General features: G+C 49.9%; 9 protein-coding genes. All 9 read left to right on the top strand.

What is annotated here, in order from left to right:
• Window positions 1–10: 10 nt before the first annotated feature.
• A complete protein-coding gene (locus tag NSU18_RS08920; protein ID WP_341148813.1) occupies window positions 11–2,149 on the top strand; it encodes a CdiA C-terminal domain-containing protein in 2,139 nt (712 codons plus the stop codon).
• Between the two features lie 15 nt (window positions 2,150–2,164).
• Window positions 2,165–2,659: a SitI3 family protein gene (locus NSU18_RS08915; protein ID WP_341148812.1), complete on the top strand. Its 495-nt coding sequence runs from the start codon at window positions 2,165–2,167 to the stop codon at window positions 2,657–2,659.
• A gap of 80 nt (window positions 2,660–2,739) precedes the next feature.
• Window positions 2,740–4,548 carry a hypothetical protein gene (locus NSU18_RS08910; protein ID WP_341020362.1) on the top strand — a complete coding sequence of 603 codons (1,809 nt, stop codon included), beginning with the start codon at window positions 2,740–2,742 and terminating at the stop codon, window positions 4,546–4,548.
• An 11-nt stretch (window positions 4,549–4,559) separates the two neighbouring features.
• Complete coding sequence (locus tag NSU18_RS08905) at window positions 4,560–4,946, top strand: immunity 22 family protein (protein WP_341020363.1); 387 nt, start codon at window positions 4,560–4,562, stop codon at window positions 4,944–4,946.
• 24 nt (window positions 4,947–4,970) lie between these two features.
• Complete coding sequence (locus tag NSU18_RS08900) at window positions 4,971–5,447, top strand: SMI1/KNR4 family protein (protein WP_341020364.1); 477 nt, start codon at window positions 4,971–4,973, stop codon at window positions 5,445–5,447.
• A 159-nt stretch (window positions 5,448–5,606) separates the two neighbouring features.
• Window positions 5,607–5,885, top strand: coding sequence for a hypothetical protein (locus NSU18_RS08895; RefSeq protein ID WP_341020366.1), 279 nt, complete (start codon window positions 5,607–5,609; stop codon window positions 5,883–5,885).
• A gap of 54 nt (window positions 5,886–5,939) precedes the next feature.
• Window positions 5,940–6,284 (top strand): DUF3969 family protein, encoded by a 345-nt coding sequence (locus tag NSU18_RS08890; protein ID WP_341020368.1) that lies wholly within the window; start codon window positions 5,940–5,942, stop codon window positions 6,282–6,284.
• A 530-nt stretch (window positions 6,285–6,814) separates the two neighbouring features.
• On the top strand, window positions 6,815–12,331 hold the full coding sequence (locus tag NSU18_RS08885; RefSeq protein WP_341148811.1) for a hypothetical protein: 5,517 nt from the start codon (window positions 6,815–6,817) through the stop codon (window positions 12,329–12,331).
• Between the two features lie 27 nt (window positions 12,332–12,358).
• The gene (locus NSU18_RS08880) at window positions 12,359–20,128 is read left to right on the top strand and encodes an S-layer homology domain-containing protein (RefSeq protein WP_341148810.1); all 7,770 of its coding nucleotides are present in this window, start codon (window positions 12,359–12,361) and stop codon (window positions 20,126–20,128) included.
• Window positions 20,129–20,169: the final 41 nt, after the last annotated feature.

Genomic DNA, 20,169 nt, shown 5'->3' with positions numbered 1-20,169 from the left:
GAGGTGAACCATGCAGCAGCAGGTGGAGATCAAGCGGATGCTGGAGCTGGAGCAGGGACTGAAGCGTTTGAACCGTGTGCTGGAGGAGCAAGTCTCCGGTATGAACAGAAGCGCCAGCGGTTTGGTCCGTTCGGTCCAGACTGCTTATCCGGAAGGTTATGTGCAATCTCCCTCCCGCGAGGCGGTCCGGTTGCTGCAGGAACTGGTACGGGAGGCACAGTCGCTTAGTGACCGGATAGAGCGTAAGCAATCGGCCTTGCGCTGGGCGGCCGGGCAATATCAAGCGGCCGAAACGAAGGCGCAGAGTCTGATGAAAACTACACCGGCCTTCACCTGGAAGCAGGCAGGCAGTATGTTCAGCCAGTGGCTGCAAGGCATACGGGACCAGGCGGCGCGTGGCGTTCAGGATCTCCTTCGTCATCCGCCCACGCTTAGCCGCATGATTCAGGAGCTTCTGCGGAACGTCAGGGACGCTTCGGTGGACAGGCAATTGCAGCCTCTTGCAGCAGATGCAGTCATATCGGAGCTGTTCCAGCAGAGGTCATCCGGCAGTCCCGCCGCACAGCAGCAGGCGCGGGAGCAATTGGCCAAGATTGCGGAGGCGTTGCGGGAAATCGGACGGAGTCAGGCGGCATACTCTGTCTATGAGAAGTACGGCAACAAAGCCTATATGAAGTCCGCGAACGAACATGCGGAACGTCAGCGGGAGCTGCTACAAAAGCTGGGCGTAGACCCAGGCTTCTATGCGAAGACTGACCTGCGGACGCAATACAAGGGCTCCCCCTTATCGGCCTGCACGTATAATCCGCTGTTAACGGACGGATCGGCGGTGCCCGCCAGTGATGAGCTGCGGTTCGCCATCACCCTGGGACTGGTGAATGAGCAATACCGCGAGTGGGCAAAAGCGAATTACAAGGACATCGAAGCAGCGGTAGTTCGAGCGGAACAGATTCGCGAGCTGGAACGTCAGGTGGCAGAATATAAGCGGCTCCATGGGCCGCCGGTGACGTTGCCAGACGGCACGCCGATCACAGCAGAGAACAAAGAGAACGAGACAACCTATACTTATTTCATGGAGAAGGTCTATGATCCAAATATACATTCTCCAGTCGTGCCCACCGCGTATTCTGCCTGGGCGGAAGACACCTACGGCATGACCAAATGGCGCAAAATAGTGGTGCAGGCCGATCAGGTAACCCAAGCCTTCGTAGGCGGCCTGATCAAATCTACCGTCATGGGGGCGGTGGACACCGCTAAGTTCGCTTTTGACTTCGTCATCGACCCGGAGAAAACGACCCAGGAAACGATCGACAAGGTGAACTATCTCGTCAATCACCCCGAAGTTCTGGTGGATGCGGCCAAAGCCATGTACCATGATTTCAATGAAGGCACCCCGGAGCAAAAGGCAGAAATGCTCGGCAACGCTGCGTCCATCCTCGTCCCCGGCGTACCTATCGCCAAGAGCGGCGTAGTCGGCAAGCTGGCCGACGCAGTGATGGACCCGCTGACCGATGCAGTGAAGAAAGTACCGGATGTTATGAAAAATTGGGATTTTCCAGGGATGAACCCTTACCCGAACCGGCTGATCCCGGCAACGCCGGGCGGTCCTGGCCCGGTCGAGGTGCCGGGGCAGGTGTGGCGGAGTGAGGGGAGGGGGGGAATTCCAAGTCAAACAGAAGGTGGAGGACATTGGGGAAGGCCTGGGCAAGTAACAAGGCCAATAAATGCTACTAATCCAAATGCACAGCCAAAAGGGTATAAAACTACAATAAGAGAAAATATGGATTTAGAGACTAAGCGTTCGTTGTCACGAGAGAATGAAGCAGCCGAGATTTTAGCTAAAAACGGATATGATATTGAGCAGAATCCAAAAATACCGGATACTAATAAAGATCCTGACTATTTAATCAATGAAACTATATTTGATTGTTATTCACCTAAAGATACGACAAGTCCACGTGGTATCGCTTCACAACTAGAGAAGAAGAAAATTAAAGAAGGCCAAACAAGAAGAATTGTACTCAATCTTGGAGACTGGAATGGAAATCTAAGTGAACTGAAAAAGCAATTCACTGATTGGCCTATAAAGAATTTAGATGAAGTTATCGTAATAACTAAAGATAAAAAGGTAATTGACTTACTTCCATAAAACGGGGGAATACTCATGGCTTTAGAATATTCATTTATGTTAGAAGAGATACAATTATCCAATACTGATATCAGTATTGAACTGGAAAAATTGGGTGTAATACTAGACGTGAACAAAATTGAAAAAATGTCAGAAGGGGTTCGAATAACTGAAACATATGATAGGCTTGGATTTTCATTGACGCTAATGGATACTTCAAAGTCACTTTACGGTTATGAGTCCGAGTACTTCTTGGATGAATTCATCAATCGACAAGATTTAAGTTTTAGAATTAACAAGTTCTTTGAATGGGAAAAAGCAATAGTTAATATGTTAACTATTGTTTTTGAAATCATGGATAAGGTCAGCACTAACTGCATTTTTGAGTTTAATGGCGATACAGTTTATTTAGTGAGATTAAATGAAGTGATCTATATTAATAATAATACTGGATTTTGGGATAATGAGAACTTCAAAGAAATTATCAAACGTAGAGAATTTCTGTTTTTAAAACCTAATGAAAAACTTTAGAGGAGGTTGTTGATAAATCATCTTTGCTGATTTGTAAACTAATGCAGCAGTATGTCTATTCCCTGATGATTTAGACCCTGATGAAGATACGTTTGAAGGTGTCATGTTCTCAGAGTCTGTTAAAGGCCACACCGGCCTTCACCTGGAAGCAGGCAGGCAGTATGTTCAGCTGGTGGCTGCAAGGCATTCGGGATCAGGCCGCGAGTGGTTTGCAGGATGTCCTTCGTCATCCGCCCACCCTTAGCCGCATGATTCGAGATCTGCTGCGGAACGTCAGGGACGCTTCGGTGGACAGGCAATTGCAGCCTCTTGCAGCAGATGCAGTCATATCGGAGCTGTTCCAGCAGAGGTCATCCGGCAGTCCCGCCGCACAGCAGCAGGCGCGGGCACAATTGTCCAAGATTGCGGTGGCGCTGCGGGAAATCAGGCGAAGTCAAGCGGCGTACTCTGTCTATGAGAAGTATGGTAACAAAGCCTATATGAAGTCCGCGAATGAACATGCGGAACGTCAGCGGGAGCTGCTGCAGAAGCTGGGCGTGGACCCGGGCTTCTATGCGAGGACCGACCTGCGGACGCAATACAAGGGTTCCCCCTTATCGGCCTGCACCTATAATCCGCTGCGGACGGACGGGTCGACGGTACCCGCCAGTGATGAACTGCGGTTCGCCATCACCTTGGGACTGGTGAATGAGCAATACCGCGCGTGGGCGAAGATTAATTATAAGGACATCGAGGCAGCGGTGGTTCGAGCGGAACAGATTCGCGAGCTGGAGCGTCAGGTGGCAGAGTATAAGCGGCTCCATGGCCCGCCAGTGACGTTGCCGGACGGCACGCCGATCACAGCAGAGAACAAAGAGAACGAGACGACCTATACTTATTTCAGGGAGAAGGTCTATGATCCAAATATACATTCTCCAGTCGTGCCCACCGCGTATTCTGCCTGGGCAGAAGACACCTACGGCATGACCAAATGGCGCAAAATAGTGGTGCAGACGGATCAGGTGACCCGGGCCTTCGCTGGCGGCCTGATCGAGTCTACCGTCATGGGCGTGGTAGACACCGCCAAGTTCGCGTTTGACTTCGTCATCGACCCGGAGAAGACGACCCAAGAGACGATGGACAAGGTGAACTATCTTGTCAATCACCCTGAAGTACTGGTAGATGCGGCCAAAGCCATGTACCATAATTTCAATGAAGGCACCCCGGAGCAAAAAGCCGAAATGCTCGGCAACGCTGCATCTATCCTCGTCCCCGGCGTACCTATCGCCAAGAGCGGCGTAGTTGGCAAGCTGGCCGACGCGGTAATGGACCCGCTGACCGATGCGGTGAAGAAAGTGCCGGATGTTTTAAAAAATCGGGATTTTCCAGGGATGAACCCTTACCCGAACCGGTTAATCCCGGCAACGCCGGGTGGTCCCGGCCCGGTAGAGATGCCGGGGCAGGTTTGGCGGAGTGAGGGGAGAGGGGATGTACTTGATTCTGTTCCAACTGTTAAAGACGGTGAGTTTGATGATTGGTTCAATTCACTGACTCCTGATGAATTTAATACAGTGTGGGCAGACCCTAAACTAAGAGATACTATAAAAGATCGACTCAGACATCCAGGAGGATTACATGAGTGGCATTTGGTATCAAGAGCAGACGTATTCAAAAGATGGGGAGTAACAAGCGAACAAATTGCTGAAATGAGGACGCTTATAAGCGAGACTAAATTTGTGAATCCCACTGGTAAGCATGGTGGGAAAGGCTCAACAAAAGCACATAATGAATTGCTAGAAATTATTGATTCGTCTACTGATTATGATATGTTTAGAAGAAGGCTACAGAACTGGGCTAATTATAGATTTGAGGGTGGGGTAGATGCTCTACCTGATGGATTAAAACCTTAGGGAGGCTTAACATGGAACAAGAAGGATTCGTGTCTTTGTGGGTTGGCAATGTTAAATCTTTCGAGGAATTGGACAGATTACTTATGGTCTCTTATTCCGATGAAGGAGATTTTATCCCATCCATATTTGCTAATCACTTTGAGATTCGCAGATATGATGATGCAGTAAGAGAAGCAGAATATTATGAAGAAGCAAGTAATAACCTAAATCTATTACTTGAAGGATTCTCTTATGATGATCAAATTGCCCCGAAATTTAATACACTAGTTCAGGAAGAGTTATCAAACGATATTAATGCAGTTATTTTACTTTATAACTTTAAGTATACTGGGCAGATTGCTGAAGCTACATTTTCATCCAATTACCTGAAATACTTAGGCACGGTGGAATACCAATAAAGGAGTTACCCAAGAGGTAGAGACATGGAAGTTAAGGATGAAACTATAATATATCCATTGCCAGATGATGTTCTGCTGACTGAAAAAGAAAATAAGTGGAGAATTAAATTGCCAGATCAATATAAAGAATTTATTAAAAAATTTAATGGTGCTTCTCCTGTGAAAAATAGTTTTAAGTGTGACAACCATAGTTATGCTATTGATAGGTTTTTATGTATCTTGAAGGTAACTGGGGAGAGGGAAGATGAATTTTACGATATAGGAGTAGTTAGAACCCAGTTAGATGAGAGAATTGGTGTAGACGAAAACTTAGTAGGTACTGAGTTATTACCAATTGCTGTTCTATTTGCAGGTGATTTTGTGTGTTTAGACTATAGAAATACTGGTAAAACAGAGCCATCTGTTTGCGTTTGGAATCATGAAGAATCTTCAGAATTAGACCCTGTAACATATTCTACAAGTAACAGCTTTGATGAGTTTTTAAATATGTTAACCGAATGAGTTTTGAAAATAACCGCACATCAAATGCTTTAGCTTTATAATTTAAATAACGCTATTCCGTTACATTAAACAGGTTGAGTATGGTCAGATGCCACCGTAATTGACCTGTTCTTTATTATTTTGTTTGCTTACCGATCGAGAGGGGGCGTGAAGGAATGTATGAGGTTTATGATGGTCAAAAATCAATTGAAGTTTCCAACGTGCATTACAACGGAGATCTACTGTCTTGACATTGTTTTAAACATGATGGATATTGCAAAGATTTCTGAAGACGAAGCTTTTCAAAGAATTAACTTGTACTGGGAAGGAAAAGATTTCACTTCTGAAGATGATATTGTATTTCACGAAGGACCAGACTACTGGGCCAAAAGGATTTATTATGAACAACTGGATTGGTGGAACTATAAACAGGAAGAGCTTACCCCGAGGAAAGTATGAGTTACAAATCACCTGTAAGGATTCATGGGATGACTTAAGTTAAGGGGTGTTGACATGAATTTGAATATTGAATTGAACCAATCGGAAGAAATTCAAAAGTTTTTATGTATATTAAATCTTGGTATGCTTGATTCCCTTATGGAGGGAGTATTGACATTTGAAGAAGCGCACACTTATCTCTATCGCCCTTACATAGCACAACTTTTAAAACAAAATAGTGCCAACCAGAGCATAATTGAATTGTTTGAAGAATGTTGTATGTTGGAAGATATAAGCGATATCGCTCCCGAAAAGCTAACGGAAACTTTTCAACAGAAAAAGAAAGAGACACTATATGTACTTAAATCCTTGTCTACTACAGAAAATTCGATGTACTGGATCAACAAGTTTGACGAATGATTTAGCACTGCTGGGCCATGTCTGAAAATTACCGGATGACAGTAAGAAGCAATTCATGTTTTGTCTATCGATAGCAAGAAAGAAAATGATAGTGCAAGATGATATCGACATCACTGATTTTAGTTGGTATCTGGATAAGCTGGTATCTGGATAGGATACTACCAGTATTTAAGGGTTTGCAAGTTGAACCCATTCCCACCGTAACTGAGCCGTTCTCAGTGCGGTTTTTTGTGTTTTTAGATATTTTCTCTTAAAAATCAGGACTTTTTTCGTTTTTCGAGTGTATTAACCCTATTTCGGGGCGTTTGACGCAGCTTTTGTCGAGAATTGTTAAGAGTTTGTTTAGAGCCGCCTGATAGAATAAACGCAGATATGAAAAAATAGGTAGTTTATAACTAGTATTTTTTGTCCACGGGAGGGCAGGGCGAAAGGAGAATGCGGAAGCACAGGGAGTGAATCTATGCTACAGCGAAGCTTGCTGCATGCCGGACAGGAAATGATGAACGAATAAGGGGGAGCACCAATTGTTAATGAGCAGGAGATTGAAGAGATATACCTCGCTAAGCTTGATTCTTAGTATGTTGTTATCGTTAATACCCAGTTCCTTCAGCGGACTGGCAGAGGCTGCGGGTGATGATTATGAGGTTACGTTTCCAAACGGACAACATGTCGGAAATCTAAGTTACCCTGCGGACAATACGTTTCTTAACTTTTATACCAAGGTGCAAGGCTTTAAGCAGACAGAGGAAGATAAAGACGCCAAGTACGACTGGGCTAAGGGAGATATCTTTGCGGGTGTCGACGATAATGAAGCAACGGTTCAATTCGAGGTGAAGGTAGCCGACAATCCGCTTCTGAAGAATATGGCGGAGAGCGGACATGCCGAGATGCTTACAGGGTTCGCCGTGCTGCGGCGTCACTCCGGGTTCTTATGGACCCGTCAGTCGTCCATTACAGTAAATATTGACGGGAAAAATATTATCAATGAACGAACCGGCAGCAGCCAGAGGTATAACAAGTCGGCCAAGGCTATCATCAAACCTAATTCTGTGATTACCGTTAGAGTCTGGGGCGAAGGCGATGATGACGGTGAAGCAGCGGGTGTGCGCGGATTCTACCTCAAGTTCCAGGATCTCAAGCGTCCGGTGATTGATAACTATACCTTTACCGGCAACGGTGCAGAACGGCTCAACGAGAATATTAACCAGAAAGAGCTGTATGTCAAAAGAGACGAGAACATCACGCTCAGCTACAATTTCAGCGAGCCGGTCAGACCGACTTCGGTGGTAAAGGCGAACTCTGATTATTTCCTGCGGCACAAGCTGTTCATTAATGATCCGGGCACCGGACTTCCGGCAGCCGGACAGCAGCAGTATCTGCAGAATATATCCTTTAACGAGAACAATCTCGATTCCTACCAGAAAAAAATTGCCTACAGATATACGGGTGTTCCTTTCCATAACAGCGGTAATAATCCGCTGAAACCCTTGATTACTGGAGGAACTACAGGCGGAGCGCAGATGGATCTGTCGCTGGATAATAAATTGAAAGAAGCCGTGCTCAGCGATGCGGCAGGGAATAAAGCGGTTGTCAATCTCAACACCGTACCGAGCAGCGGCAGCAATGCCTGGCTGGACCGGAAAAGCGGGAACCCGTTTGACTTCGACCGGGGCGGCTTCCGCGTCATTGTCGATGCCGTGCGTCCGAAGTATTCCAAGACCGCGAACGGCATTCAGCCGGAGATTCTGACGGGAGTTACGCTGAATAAGGGAGATGTGATTGACTTCACCCTCCAGATGACGGAAGAGGCGATTGCCAAAACCGGCTGGGATGAGAAGAAGACCTTCATCCTCTTCAATAACGGAATGAAAGCCTATTATGTTGCAGGTCGAAATACACCAAATTGGAGCTTCCGCATGACTGTGCCTGATGGCAAAACTGTGGAAACCCCGCTCCTTAAGGCTGTTGCTATATCTAATGATGCCAAGGGCGGCAGTGAGCCGATCCAGATGGATACCGATGTTATCCAGGATTACGCAGGGAACCTGTTAATTCAGCCTGCGAACTTCGATGGAATCCATGAAGAGAAGATCGCTGGTATTGAGGGCGGTGACTTCTCACTTGCCAACTCCAAGATTGACTGGGCGAACCTGTTCATTGACAATACGGAGCCGGTGATCGGGTACCGGTTCGAGACAGGCGGAGCAACGGATACAACCTATGCCAAAAAAGGTAAGGTTACGATTGACGCCAACGATCCTTCTATTAAAGTACCGCATCTTGATCCTACCGTAGGTGACCGCGGTACGGAACGGCCGAGCCGCGGAATCTACCGTCCTTCCAATATGAGTGCGGAAGCCTCCCCATCTGTAGGGCTGGTGTACTACTGGTGGAGTCAGGATAAGGCTGATCCGTTCGCCGGGGTAGCCGGAGATCATTATGCAGCGCTCAAGCGTTATGCACTCTCCGCCAAACAGCCGTCGGATGAGCTATATCCGGGAGAGTTCGAAAATATAGAGCTGTCAGTAGTGAACAACAAGACAAACCTGCTTGCTCCTCCGGCGGAAGCCTTCGAGGCTGGGAACAGCGGCGAGTGGTATCTGCATACCTGGACGGCCGATATGTCCTGGGATTCTGCCAGAGAATTGATGCAGTATGAGAAGAAAAAAGCTTACGTGGCAACCCATCAAGAACTGTATGATGCCTGGAAAGCAGAGGCACCGGGTTCAGAGGCAGATAAAATCTTCTATGCTGACAATCAGGCACTGGCAGCCGTTGGACAATACGGTGATCTGACTGTATGGCCGGTTAAAGATTTCAAGAATGACGACTCCAACTGGAAGCATGAAGTAGGCATTCTCAAGCTGGACAACCAGGGACCTTCCATTACGATGGCCGGCGAAGATACCGCTACGGTACAGGCTCTGGTGAAGGACCCGCATAGCGGAGTGAGCAGCGTGCAGTACCAATGGGTGAAGGACGGGGATTCTCCGGCGAGCGACAAGTGGGCGGATACGACCTACACCGGCTCAACCGTTACCCGGTCTACCTATGAGGATATTGATGAGGACGGCTCGTACTGGCTCTATCTGAAGGCGCTGGATAAAGCGGGCAATGAGACGATCAAGACTCCGCAGGAAAGAGCGGTAGTCGTGAGTTCAGAGGCGGCTATTCCGACAGAGTTCACACCGGAAGCCAATCCTAACTATGTCAAAAGTCATGATGTTACGTTCCGGATCAGCGGTGTGCATCCCGATTATGTAGGCTACGCCATCAGCGACAGCTCCATTCGTCCTGATAATGATAGTAAATTTACCGGACTGGAGGTCTCCAAGTCATCCGGCATGTCCCCACTGTCTGAGAAAAGCTTAATTGAAGACGGATCGGAGCCGGAAGCGTCTGGTGCTCCTACAGAGCCAAGTCCTTCGGCCACACCGGAAGTTACAGCAAGCATCGGGCCGGTGGCCCTTATGAAATTCCTGTCCTCCGGGCCAGAAGCGCCTTCACTGACGCCGCTTGAACCGGAAGAGACACCGGCACCGGATAACGGTGCTGAGCCTTCAGTGACACCAGAAGTCAGCCCCGATGCCAAGCTGGCAGCCAAGGGCCTTGGCGCTTCTGTAAGTGAAGCCACTTACAGCTATGACATTCCTGCTGCTAAAACAGTGTTGAACGGAACGCAATACATTCATCTTATGGTGAAGCACAGCGACAAAACGTACTACTATTCGAAGGCTTATTATTTTGACAATGAAGCACCGGTAGTGTATTTCAGCCCTGATAGTGTTGCATACCCGCTGCCGCTGCAGAAGACGAAGATCAGCGTGTCAGAGTTCTATAGCAAAACAGGACTGGTCAGCAAGTATCAGTGGGTCAGACAAGATGCAGGTGCAAAAGTGCCTGACGAGTCTTCCACAGAATGGAAAGACGTCCCGGCAGGCGGCTCCGTATCCATCGACGACAACTCGCTGAAATCGGGAGAAATCTCTGAGTTCCGCTTGTATGTACTCGCGGTTGACGGAGCTGGCAACAGCACGATCAAGGCAAGTGCAGGAACCTTCAAGGTCTCGGCAACGACCAAGCCGGATGCGCCGGTGTCGGATGCCAAGTCTTCTCTGATCTATTTGTCCGGTGATACAGTGGACGGCTACACGGCCATTGTGAAGCTTAGCCTCGAAACAGACGACAAGACCGGTTATGAATATTCAGTGTCACCGGATAACGGTGTGAGTTGGCTGAACTGGAAGCCTTACACCAACTTCGTAGCAGTGAAGGTTCCGACGAGTAAGCCTGAGGAGGTTCAGGTATGGGTTAAATACAGAACGCCGGGCGGTCTGATCAGCAAAGCGGCCAAGCTTGATATCGATGGAGCGTCCACCAGCCTGCAGCCGGTCTATGCGCTTGCTTCACTCAGCGTGAACAGCCCGGTCAATGCCAAGGTTGGAGCGGATATTGAGATCACGGTCCCGCCGGGTATCCGGGTAATGCCATCGAAGATTAATCCCTCGGTACCTGTGCGGACAGGGAATTCTTTCAAGATCTATGAGAATGGTTACTACAGCTTCGATCTGACCGATCTCAGTGATCCGGACCGGACAGATACTCTGTATCTGGTCGTGAAGAATATTGACGGTACTGCTCCCGAAGGGACCATTGAATATTCATACATGGAGAGCACGAACGGTAATGTGGTTGCCCTTCTCCAGAGCACCTCTGAGCCGGTGACGGTTGTGAACAATGGCGGCAAGACAGCCTATACCTTCACGGAGAATGGCGAATTCGAATTCGAAATTAAGGATGCTGCCGGAAATATCAATACGGTTAAAGCTACGGTTGCGAACATCAGCAAGGAAGTGCCAAGGGTGAAAGTAGTCCGTTCCTACCAATATGGCGAGAATGGAAGCCAGACCTTCGGCACCCTGAAGGATAACAGCGGCAATGTGCTGTTCTCTACCGGAGTTACGGTTACGGTAGAGAAGGCGGATGCATCCGCTAAAGCGTTCAACATTATCAGTGCCGATAAGAGCATTACACTCATGGAGAATGGAACAGCTTCATTCACTGTGGTGGATGTGTACGGCAATACGACAGTTATCAAAGAGAAGGTAACGAATATTCTCTCTGCACCGCCAGTACCGGATAAAGTGGCTTATACCTTTGTAGATGCCGAAGGCAAAGCGGTTCCGGCTGATCAGATTGTTACCATCGGCGGACAGAAATATGCCAAAGGCAAAGTGAAGGTTACGCTTAGCGGCACAGTTGCTGCCCCTAACCAGATGTTCTCAGGCGTAAGACCTATTGAGGGTGGAGCCGCCTATACGAACCAGATCAGTAAAGCGGATGGAACGTACAGCTACTCGCGTGCTTTTGAGAACAGCGGTTCAGCGGTCATTGCCATCTCGGATCTGCTGGGCAATGTGAACAAGGTTCCGGTAACCATTGCCGGACTTGATAACACAGCACCTGAGCTGGCACTGAACAAGGAAACAGTAGGGATTGTTCAGAACAAGAAAGACTTTAACTTCCGTACGGATCTCGGCGGGTTCACCGTATCTGATAATGTATCGGCTGAGGCTAACGTGAAAGTATCGGTCAGCGGGCTGGATCTGAGCAAGCTTGGACGCCAGCGCGCCACATATACAGCGGTTGATCAGGTAGGCAATAAGTCGGTGGTCTATCAGGATGTGGTGGTCGTGAAGGACGGCGGATTACTGGTCTTCGGTAACGATACCTTAATCTCGGCTTCCTCCGGCGAATCTGCATTGTTCAATACCAACACCATTACCTTCAAGGTATCCGGCTTCAACCTGATGAAGGTAGGCGGAGTAGACAAGGTCAATCAGGCAGGAACGTTCGATATTCTGTATTACCCTGGTCTGTACCGCGAAGGACAGCTGAAGCTGGTGAAGCAGAAGCTAAGCTACGCTGAACTGGTGAGCAGTAATTTCAAGGTCACCTTCCCGAAAACAGGCTGGTACACCATTGTGGTGAGAACCCAGGAGCGGGACCGCGAATTTGCTACCTTCTTTGTCGGCAATCTGAAATAGTTGAAACAAGAACAGGGGGAATACTTGGTGAAGTTGTTGAAACGCACAGTAGCGGTAATGCTCACCTTAATCATGGTATTTCTGTCCACCTCCGAGAGCTTCCATGCTCTCGTCGAGGCGGCCAGCAGTACCAAGACAACCATGATCCAGAATGACTTTATTAAGGTCACTGTGGATAACGAGACTGGCCGCTACGGCATTCGCACTGTAGAGGGTCAGCCAATCCGTAAGAACGACAATAATGTTAACCTGCTGTTCCAGGGAGATGACCCGGAGACGTCGTTCACGACGTTCCGGATCGATGGAACCGATTATATTTACGGCAATAAATACAAGTTCGACGCCAGCCATTATTCAGAGACTACTGCACCTAAAGTGGTGGAGAATTCCAATGGCACCAAGCAGCTTGAGATGATCTGGAAGATTAAAGGCGTAGAGATCAAGCAGATTCTGATGCTCTACACCGACAGCAAGGATGCTGTGAATTCCGGTAACGTCAATATCCGCTATGAAGTGAATAACAAGAGCGGGGCGCAGGTGCAGATCGGCAGCCGGATTCTGCTGGATACGATGGTCGGCGGCAACGACGGGCCGCAGTTCCAGATTGGTACAGCCTACAAGTCCCCGCTGCAGGTAGAGCGGAAGCTGGTGCATAATCCGGAGGACGATCCGGGTATTCCCTTTGAGGATAGAGCTTACTTCAAGATTCCTGCTTATTGGGTGATGCGCGATAAGCTGGATCTGACGAATCCTCAGGCAACCAATGTGGTAGCCTACGGCTTCAATAACTTTGCCGAACAGAATATTAATATTGTGGATGAGATGATTGTCGGCCACTGGAACGGCCTGGCGAACACGAAATGGGATTATAAAATCCATCCGAATCTGGACTTCACTAGAGACACCAATGATTTCGGCACAGCGGATTCCGCAGTTGCCTTCTACTGGAACCCGGAGAAGCTGGCACCGGGAGGCTTCCAGAGCTTCGAGACTGTCTACGGTCTGGGTGAACTGACAGCTCCGGATAAAGTGTTCTCGATCCGTTATGTAGATCAGGTTCAGCAGCTGGCTACCGAGCCGGTTGAAGGCGGAGGAGTGCCGACAAAATATGAGAAAAACGGTGTCTTCGACGTTATAGCCGAAGTAGAGAACCTTCAGGCCTACAATATGGAGCACTCCAAAATTGAAGTGGAGATGACGCTGGAAAGTGGCCTCAGCTTCGTCAGGCAGAATGAAAAGGGCGAAGATATCCTGGATGAGAACGGCAATCCGGTCCTGGAGAATTCCCGCAGCAAAATGCTGGAATTCAAAAAGTCAGCCACACCTGATGAAGCGGCGATGGGCATTGAGCCGAAGTACAAGCCGGGTGATGCGGTTACTGCAACCTTCCGCGTTCAAGCCAAAGGCAGACCTTGGCCGGTTACCCGGGAGTATATGATTTCCGCAAGAAGCCCGGAAACGCAAGGCAAAATCGAAGGCGTCAAGGATGAGGGCATCAAAGCCCAGTATGAATCGACCCGTACCAATTTCATTCTCCTGCCGCCGGTGGGAGAAGCAACTGCAACGTATTCCTATGCACTCGCTCCTGCAGAGCTGTATAGCACAGATGTGAAATATCTGACAGTCAATCTGTCGAATATTGAAGCTTACAATACGGGCAATGCAACGACCGCTCCGAACTTTGACCTGTACCTCAAGAATAAAGCAGACGGTAACCGGTACAAAGTCAATGTTCAGGATGCAGTGGTGATGCAGCCGACGGATGACGGATTCTCCGGCGCCATGCGGATTACGTACCGCGGCGGTGACCAGGTGGATCCAGGCGGCAATGTGCTGGAAGCCGGGCTTGGACCGGAATTGCCGCTCGGTGAATACCAGGTGGAGATTGATTACAAGGGCGATGCCGGCGGGGATGAGGAAGTAGCGGCTCTCTATGATATGACGACTCCGCAATCCTTCCTGGTTACCGATAATAACGACACACGTATCCGTGAAGCCGGAGTAATGGCGGTATACAAGGAAGCTGTAGATATCAGCGGCCTTGCGAATGGTTCATCTGTCAAGGATGAGCTGGTGGATCAGCTGAATTCTCTGTTCCCGGGCAAGCCTTTCAAGGACGGTTCGTTCCTGTACAAGGCGGTTACCGAATATAAGAAAACCAAGGCCTTGTTCGGCGCAGCGAGCAAAGCGGTTGATCCGAAATTCGATATCAGTGAATTTATGGATGAAGAAGCGCTGAAAGAGACTCCAATGTATGCTTACAAGCTGTTTGCAACAGAAGAGGACTTCGAGGAATTCAAGGAAGAAGCGGAAGCCAAGGACCCGGAATTCGACCGTGAGATTCTGGTAACTGTCCGCGGCATGATCAAGCAGGTGGGTACAGGTGACGAAGAGCAGGTCATCGTGGATACCAAGACCGAACCGGCAATTATTAATGATGCTGTAGCTTATAAAGGTAAAGACCTGTCTTTTGTACGCGGTAAGCTGGATATTTTCGGCAACACCCTTCCCGGCGATCTGCCTTTCCTGGATACCTTGTTCGTCAAGGGTGAAGGAACGCTGAGCGTAGCGAGCAGCGGATTCGTCTTCCACAAGGGCGAATGGACCCTCGACTTCTTCAACGGCTTCAACAAGTCACTTGGAGAAGAGGACTTCGATCCTAAGGAGAAGGAAGACGATGAAGATAAAGACAAGGATGATGATAAAAAAGAAGAGAAAGGCAATGACGGCAATCCGGAAGACGACAGCCAGAACGGCAGTCTGAAATGGGCCGTCGGCGGCGTGGGCGACAGATTGAATCCGCTGCGCCAGATCATGATTGAGGATGTGTACTTTAACAAGCAGTCTTTGTTCGGGGCACCAAGCTTCTCCATTGACGGCTTTGGCTTCTCCTTCAATGACTTCATTCTTAGAGAGAATGGGATTTCCTTCGGCGGCTCGATGTCCCTGAAGATCATTAACTCCGAGATTAAGAATGTCATCTTCAACAGTGCCGGCTTCTATGGCGTTGATGCCTCCCTGGGCTTCGATCTTAATCAGGAGATGGGCTTATTCGGACCGGATAAGAAGAAGGACGCGGACAAAAAGAAGGGCCCGGATAAACCAAGCGGCAAGGTTACTATCAAGCATGCTGTGCAGGGCGACGGCGTAGGCAATGAATACGGCCTGGAGTTCGCGGCCCAGCTGAAGAATATGATGGGCGTGGAGATTGAATTCTCGCTCAAGAAGGTAAAAGACGGCCGGATTCTTCCGGATGTAATTGCCTTCGGGGCAGAGCTTCCGAAACCGGGTATCCTGGTCACGGGTGCAACCTATTTGACCGCTGTGCGGGGCGCAGTGCGTGAGCTGGCGGACACGATTGCCGGCGGCACGGCACAAGATCCATTCCCGTTAACGATTCAAGCAGGCGTAGGCATGCGGTTCGGGATTGCTCCGGCGTATTTCTTCGGCGATGTGGACCTGACGGTGAAACGCACAGGTCTTAAGGTGGAAGGCAAGCTGGATTTCGCCGCCAAAGCGGATGCGGATAAAGATGACCGGCTTCCAATGCTGACCAAAGCGCTGCTCGAAGCGCAGTGGGTAACCCCATGGTTCGTGCGCGTGGAGGCGGAGATGGATATCGGCGGCTGGGATATCATCATCGGGAAGGCGGGTATCTTCGTCGGACAGAATCTGGAGAAGAACCGCACGGATTTTGAAGGCTACATCAGCTCCAAGGTGCAGATTCCGAACGATGTACCGGTTGTCGGCGGTATGCCGCTGTCCAGTATGTTCCTTGGGGTCAATAATGACAAGGTCTGGGGCAGCATCGGTATTCTGTTTATCTCCCTCGGCATCACCTATTACTGGAGTGGAGGCATTGAATTCGGCACTTCGACCGATCAGTTGCCGGAAGGCATGATCCATCTGGTGGTGGATGATCCTGAGCTTGGACCGCGCCTGATGGTGATTGGTGCAGGGGTGCAGACGCTGGCCACATCCAAGGTAGCTACTGAGGATGAGAACCAGGAAATTATCTACCGCGAGGTAGAAGAAGGCGTCAAATATGTCGAGAACGGATCGATCAATGTCGGCGTAGGCGGCATTACGGTCAAGAACGGCGGCAGAATCCATGAGATTCCAATGGACGGCGTAGCCGGCAATGCCATCATTGAGATGGAGTACAGCAGCAAGGAAATGCCGGAATTCAAGCTGCAGGATGCTTCAGGCAAGCTTTATCCGGTGAAATTCGATAACACGAACACTGATCCTACGGCAAATGCTTTTACACAATATATTCCTGCAAGCTATACAACGGACAATGGGTCTAAACTCAGCAATGAAGTGGACATTCGCAGAGCCTATATCATTATTCCTGAGAATGAAGCCACAAAGGGCGGCACTTGGAAGCTGACAGCCGTCTCGGCAGTTGATACCAAGCTGCTTAACGTTCCTACTCTGCCTACTCTGGGTGAAGTCAACCTGGCGAAGGACAACACGAACGCGAATAAGTTCACAGCCTCCTGGAAAGTGGCTAACGCAGCCGAAGGCGATACAGTGAACCTGTATCTGGCTGAGGATGCGGTGACAAACCGCAAGGAAATGCTGAATGGTCAAGAGATTCTGCAGACGGGTGATCCGGGTATGCTGATCGCCAAGGATGTACCGGTCGGAGCTGGCGGCTCGGTCAGCGGCGGAATTACGAGCGGCAGCAAAGTGATCGATGTCACCAATGTAACACTGATGGGCAATCCCGAGGATATCCGCGGGCTGCTTAGACAAGGCAACTACTACCTGCGGGCCGAGCTGAAATCCAGCGCGAACTTCGGGACGAAGACTTCGCCGCAGCGCTTTGAAATCATTGATCCGCTGGCACCGCAGAGTGTCAGTGATGTCATTGTTGAGCCTGCCGGCAACGGATTGTTCTCACTCTCCTTCAAGCCGGGAGCGAAGAAAGCGGGACAGAGCGGCTTCGAGCACAGCTACGTGATTGATGCGAAGCTGGATGCTGAAGGCAAACTAAGTGAATATGCTCCGTTCGGAGAGCTGTTGTACACAGAACAGGAGCTTAAGCCTTACTGGAATGCATCCACAGGTAAATACGAAGGTCTGTTGATCGGCGGCTGGAAGGCTGTATCTACAACAGATGAAGTCTACAAGGGCAGCCTTGAAGGCTCAGTGATTGATCTGAGCAAGGTGAAATACGTCGGGCTGGAAGTGAAGCAGAATTACGTCATCGGCGTTACTTCAGCAACGGTTCCAACCGAGGATGCCGACAAGCATCAGAACTATCATTATGCCGAGCGGCAGAGCAGCAGCAGCAAATGGTTGCCGGTTCCGAGCCTGCCGAAGCTGACGGTATTGAGTTCATCAGGGACGGCAGATGCCTCTTCCGGGAACTACGTGAACCTGTTAACGAATGAAACGAAGCAGAAGCTGACGCTATCTTCAAGCCAGTCCAATGTGACAGTGGAAGCCTTCTACGCTGACAAATCCATTGGGACAGTAGCTCTGAAGAACAAAGCAGATGGCACAAGCGAAGGCATACTGAATCTCGACCAGTTCCAGACGGACGGGCCGTATGCGATTGAACTCAGGGCCAGAAATACGGCAACCAAGGATATCTCAGTGACCATGCTGTATCTGACGGTAGATACAATCGCACCGGTGCTGTATCTCACAGAGCCGGTAACGGGTGAACGTACTGCACAGGGTGCCGTTCGTGTAGCCGGAACAACAACTACAGGAACGAAGCTGGCCGCAGTGTATACCGTGAGCCAGTTACAGCCGGATGGGAAATACAAGGATGTTGAGATTTCTGCTCCGCTTACCGTGGACCCGTTAAGCGGTGATTTCAACGGAAATGTGAAGATTGACTCGGCTGAACCTTCCGTAGCCCTCAATATTGTGGCTAAGGACGAAGCGGGCAATCAGAACACAGCAGTTGTGGATATTACGAATGCAGGCTTCAAAGTACCGGTTGCCCTGGTTCTGAAGGGAGCGGAGACGCTGACACCGGGTGCGGCAGGCCAAATCCAGGCTTATCTCAAGGTGTCGGATGGCAAGGATGACAATGGCAAGCCGAAATTCAAGGAAGAGCCGATTACCGGTAAGGATCTGGATAACCTGACTTATGAGGTTGCTGTAGGTGATGCGGTATCCCTGTCAGCCAAAGGCAATGTTACCGCACTTGCCACCGGCTCCAGCCTGATTGAGGCTGAGTATAAGGTATCCGAGGGTGTAACGCTTAAGGGAATGCTTGCGGCAACCGTAGCTGTTCCCGATCCCAAAAAATTAGGAACTGTGCAAGCCGTATCTTCTCCGATTAGCGGAGACAACAACCACACGAAGATTACGGTGACTTCGGCCGGAGATATGACTGGACAGCAGATCTCGTACAAGGTCTTCTCGTCAAGTCCTGAAATCCTGAAGTATGAAGAAAATGTAAGCTCATGGAGTCTGCTTCCGCTCGATGGTATAGTAACTGCTCATCCGGGCGCCACCATTGTGCTGGCTAAGCGTACCTCGCTGGACAAGCTGGTTAAGGCTTCCGGCAGTGTAGCTGCGTCGGTCTGGACCAGCAGTGGTTCAGGCGGTGGAGGCGGTGCTGGCGGCGGCGGCGGTGGTGCAGTACCGGGAGTTGTTGAAGAGCAAGCACCGGAACAGGCAGCCCAGATTACCGTCAACGGCCAGCCCGTGACAGCGGAGTGGGATGGACTTACAGCTATCATCCGGATTACGGATAAAGAAGCAGTTGCAGGCAGTGACCTCACAGTAAGCTCCACCGATCCGAATGCCAAAGCATTCAGTATCCGTGTAGACCAGAGTGTGGTTCAGCAGCAGCTGAGCGCGAAGAAGAAGATTGTGATTGAAGTTCCTATGGGCCAATTGGTCATTGCACCTGAGAATCTTGCAAGTGTAACCGCAGGGCTTACTATCGGCATTGGCGGTAATAGCACTGCTGACCAGCAGGCGATGAAGGCTATTTCGGATCAGCAAGGCTTCACGCTGATGGCGGCAGGGCAAGGTGTAACGGTGAACGTTAACCTGCCAAAGGGCAGCTGGACACCGGCGCTGGCAGCCAAGATTGCCATTCCTGCGCCGCTTGCGGCCAAGGAGATTACGGCCATGGTGCTTAAGGATAAAGACGGCAACTGGACAACGGTACCGTGGAAGCTGGACAGCAGCGGTACGGCAGTGAATGTACAGCTGACGGGCGAAGGCAGCCTCTTCTTCATCCGCAACCAGAAGACCTTCAAGGATATGCCTTCAGGCTGGGGCAAGGAAGGCATTGCAGCGGCATCCGCCAAGCTGTTCGTGCTAGGGAAATCTGCGGACATGTTCGATCCGGCAGGCAAAGTGACCCGGGCAGAATATCCAACCATTCTGCTGCGCGTTGCAGGTCTCATGAACAAGCAGGCAGCTTCGGCAGGCTTCAGTGATGTCAGCGGCAGCAGCTGGTATAACCGCAGTGTCTCCATTGCAGCCGAACTCGGTATTGTTACCGGACTTGAAGGCGGCAAGTATGCGCCTAAGGATACGCTGACAAGAGTTGAAGCAATGACGATGCTCGGCAGATTGCTGAATCAGGTCCAACCGGGCAGTGAACTTAGCGAGGCCGAAGTTACTTCGATCCTCAGCGGCTTCACTGACAAGGGCAAGGTTCCGGCATGGGCAAGACAAGCCGTGGCAATGAGCATTAAGAACGGCATTATTCTCGGGGAAGGCAACAAGGTGAACCCGTCAAGTCCGCTTACGCGTGAACAGGCGGCAGCCGTTGCCATCCGGCTGGATCAGTTCATTACAGCCAAGCAATAACAAGGATGTGCCCGTTCGCTCGTAAGCGGGCGGGCACACTT

Origin of the sequence: Paenibacillus sp. FSL H8-0048 (genome assembly GCF_038002825.1) — a bacterium.
Classification (GTDB): Bacteria; Bacillota; Bacilli; order Paenibacillales; family Paenibacillaceae; genus Paenibacillus_AQ.
Note: the sequence above shows the minus strand (reverse complement) of the source record. Positions and strands in the feature narration are given on the sequence as shown.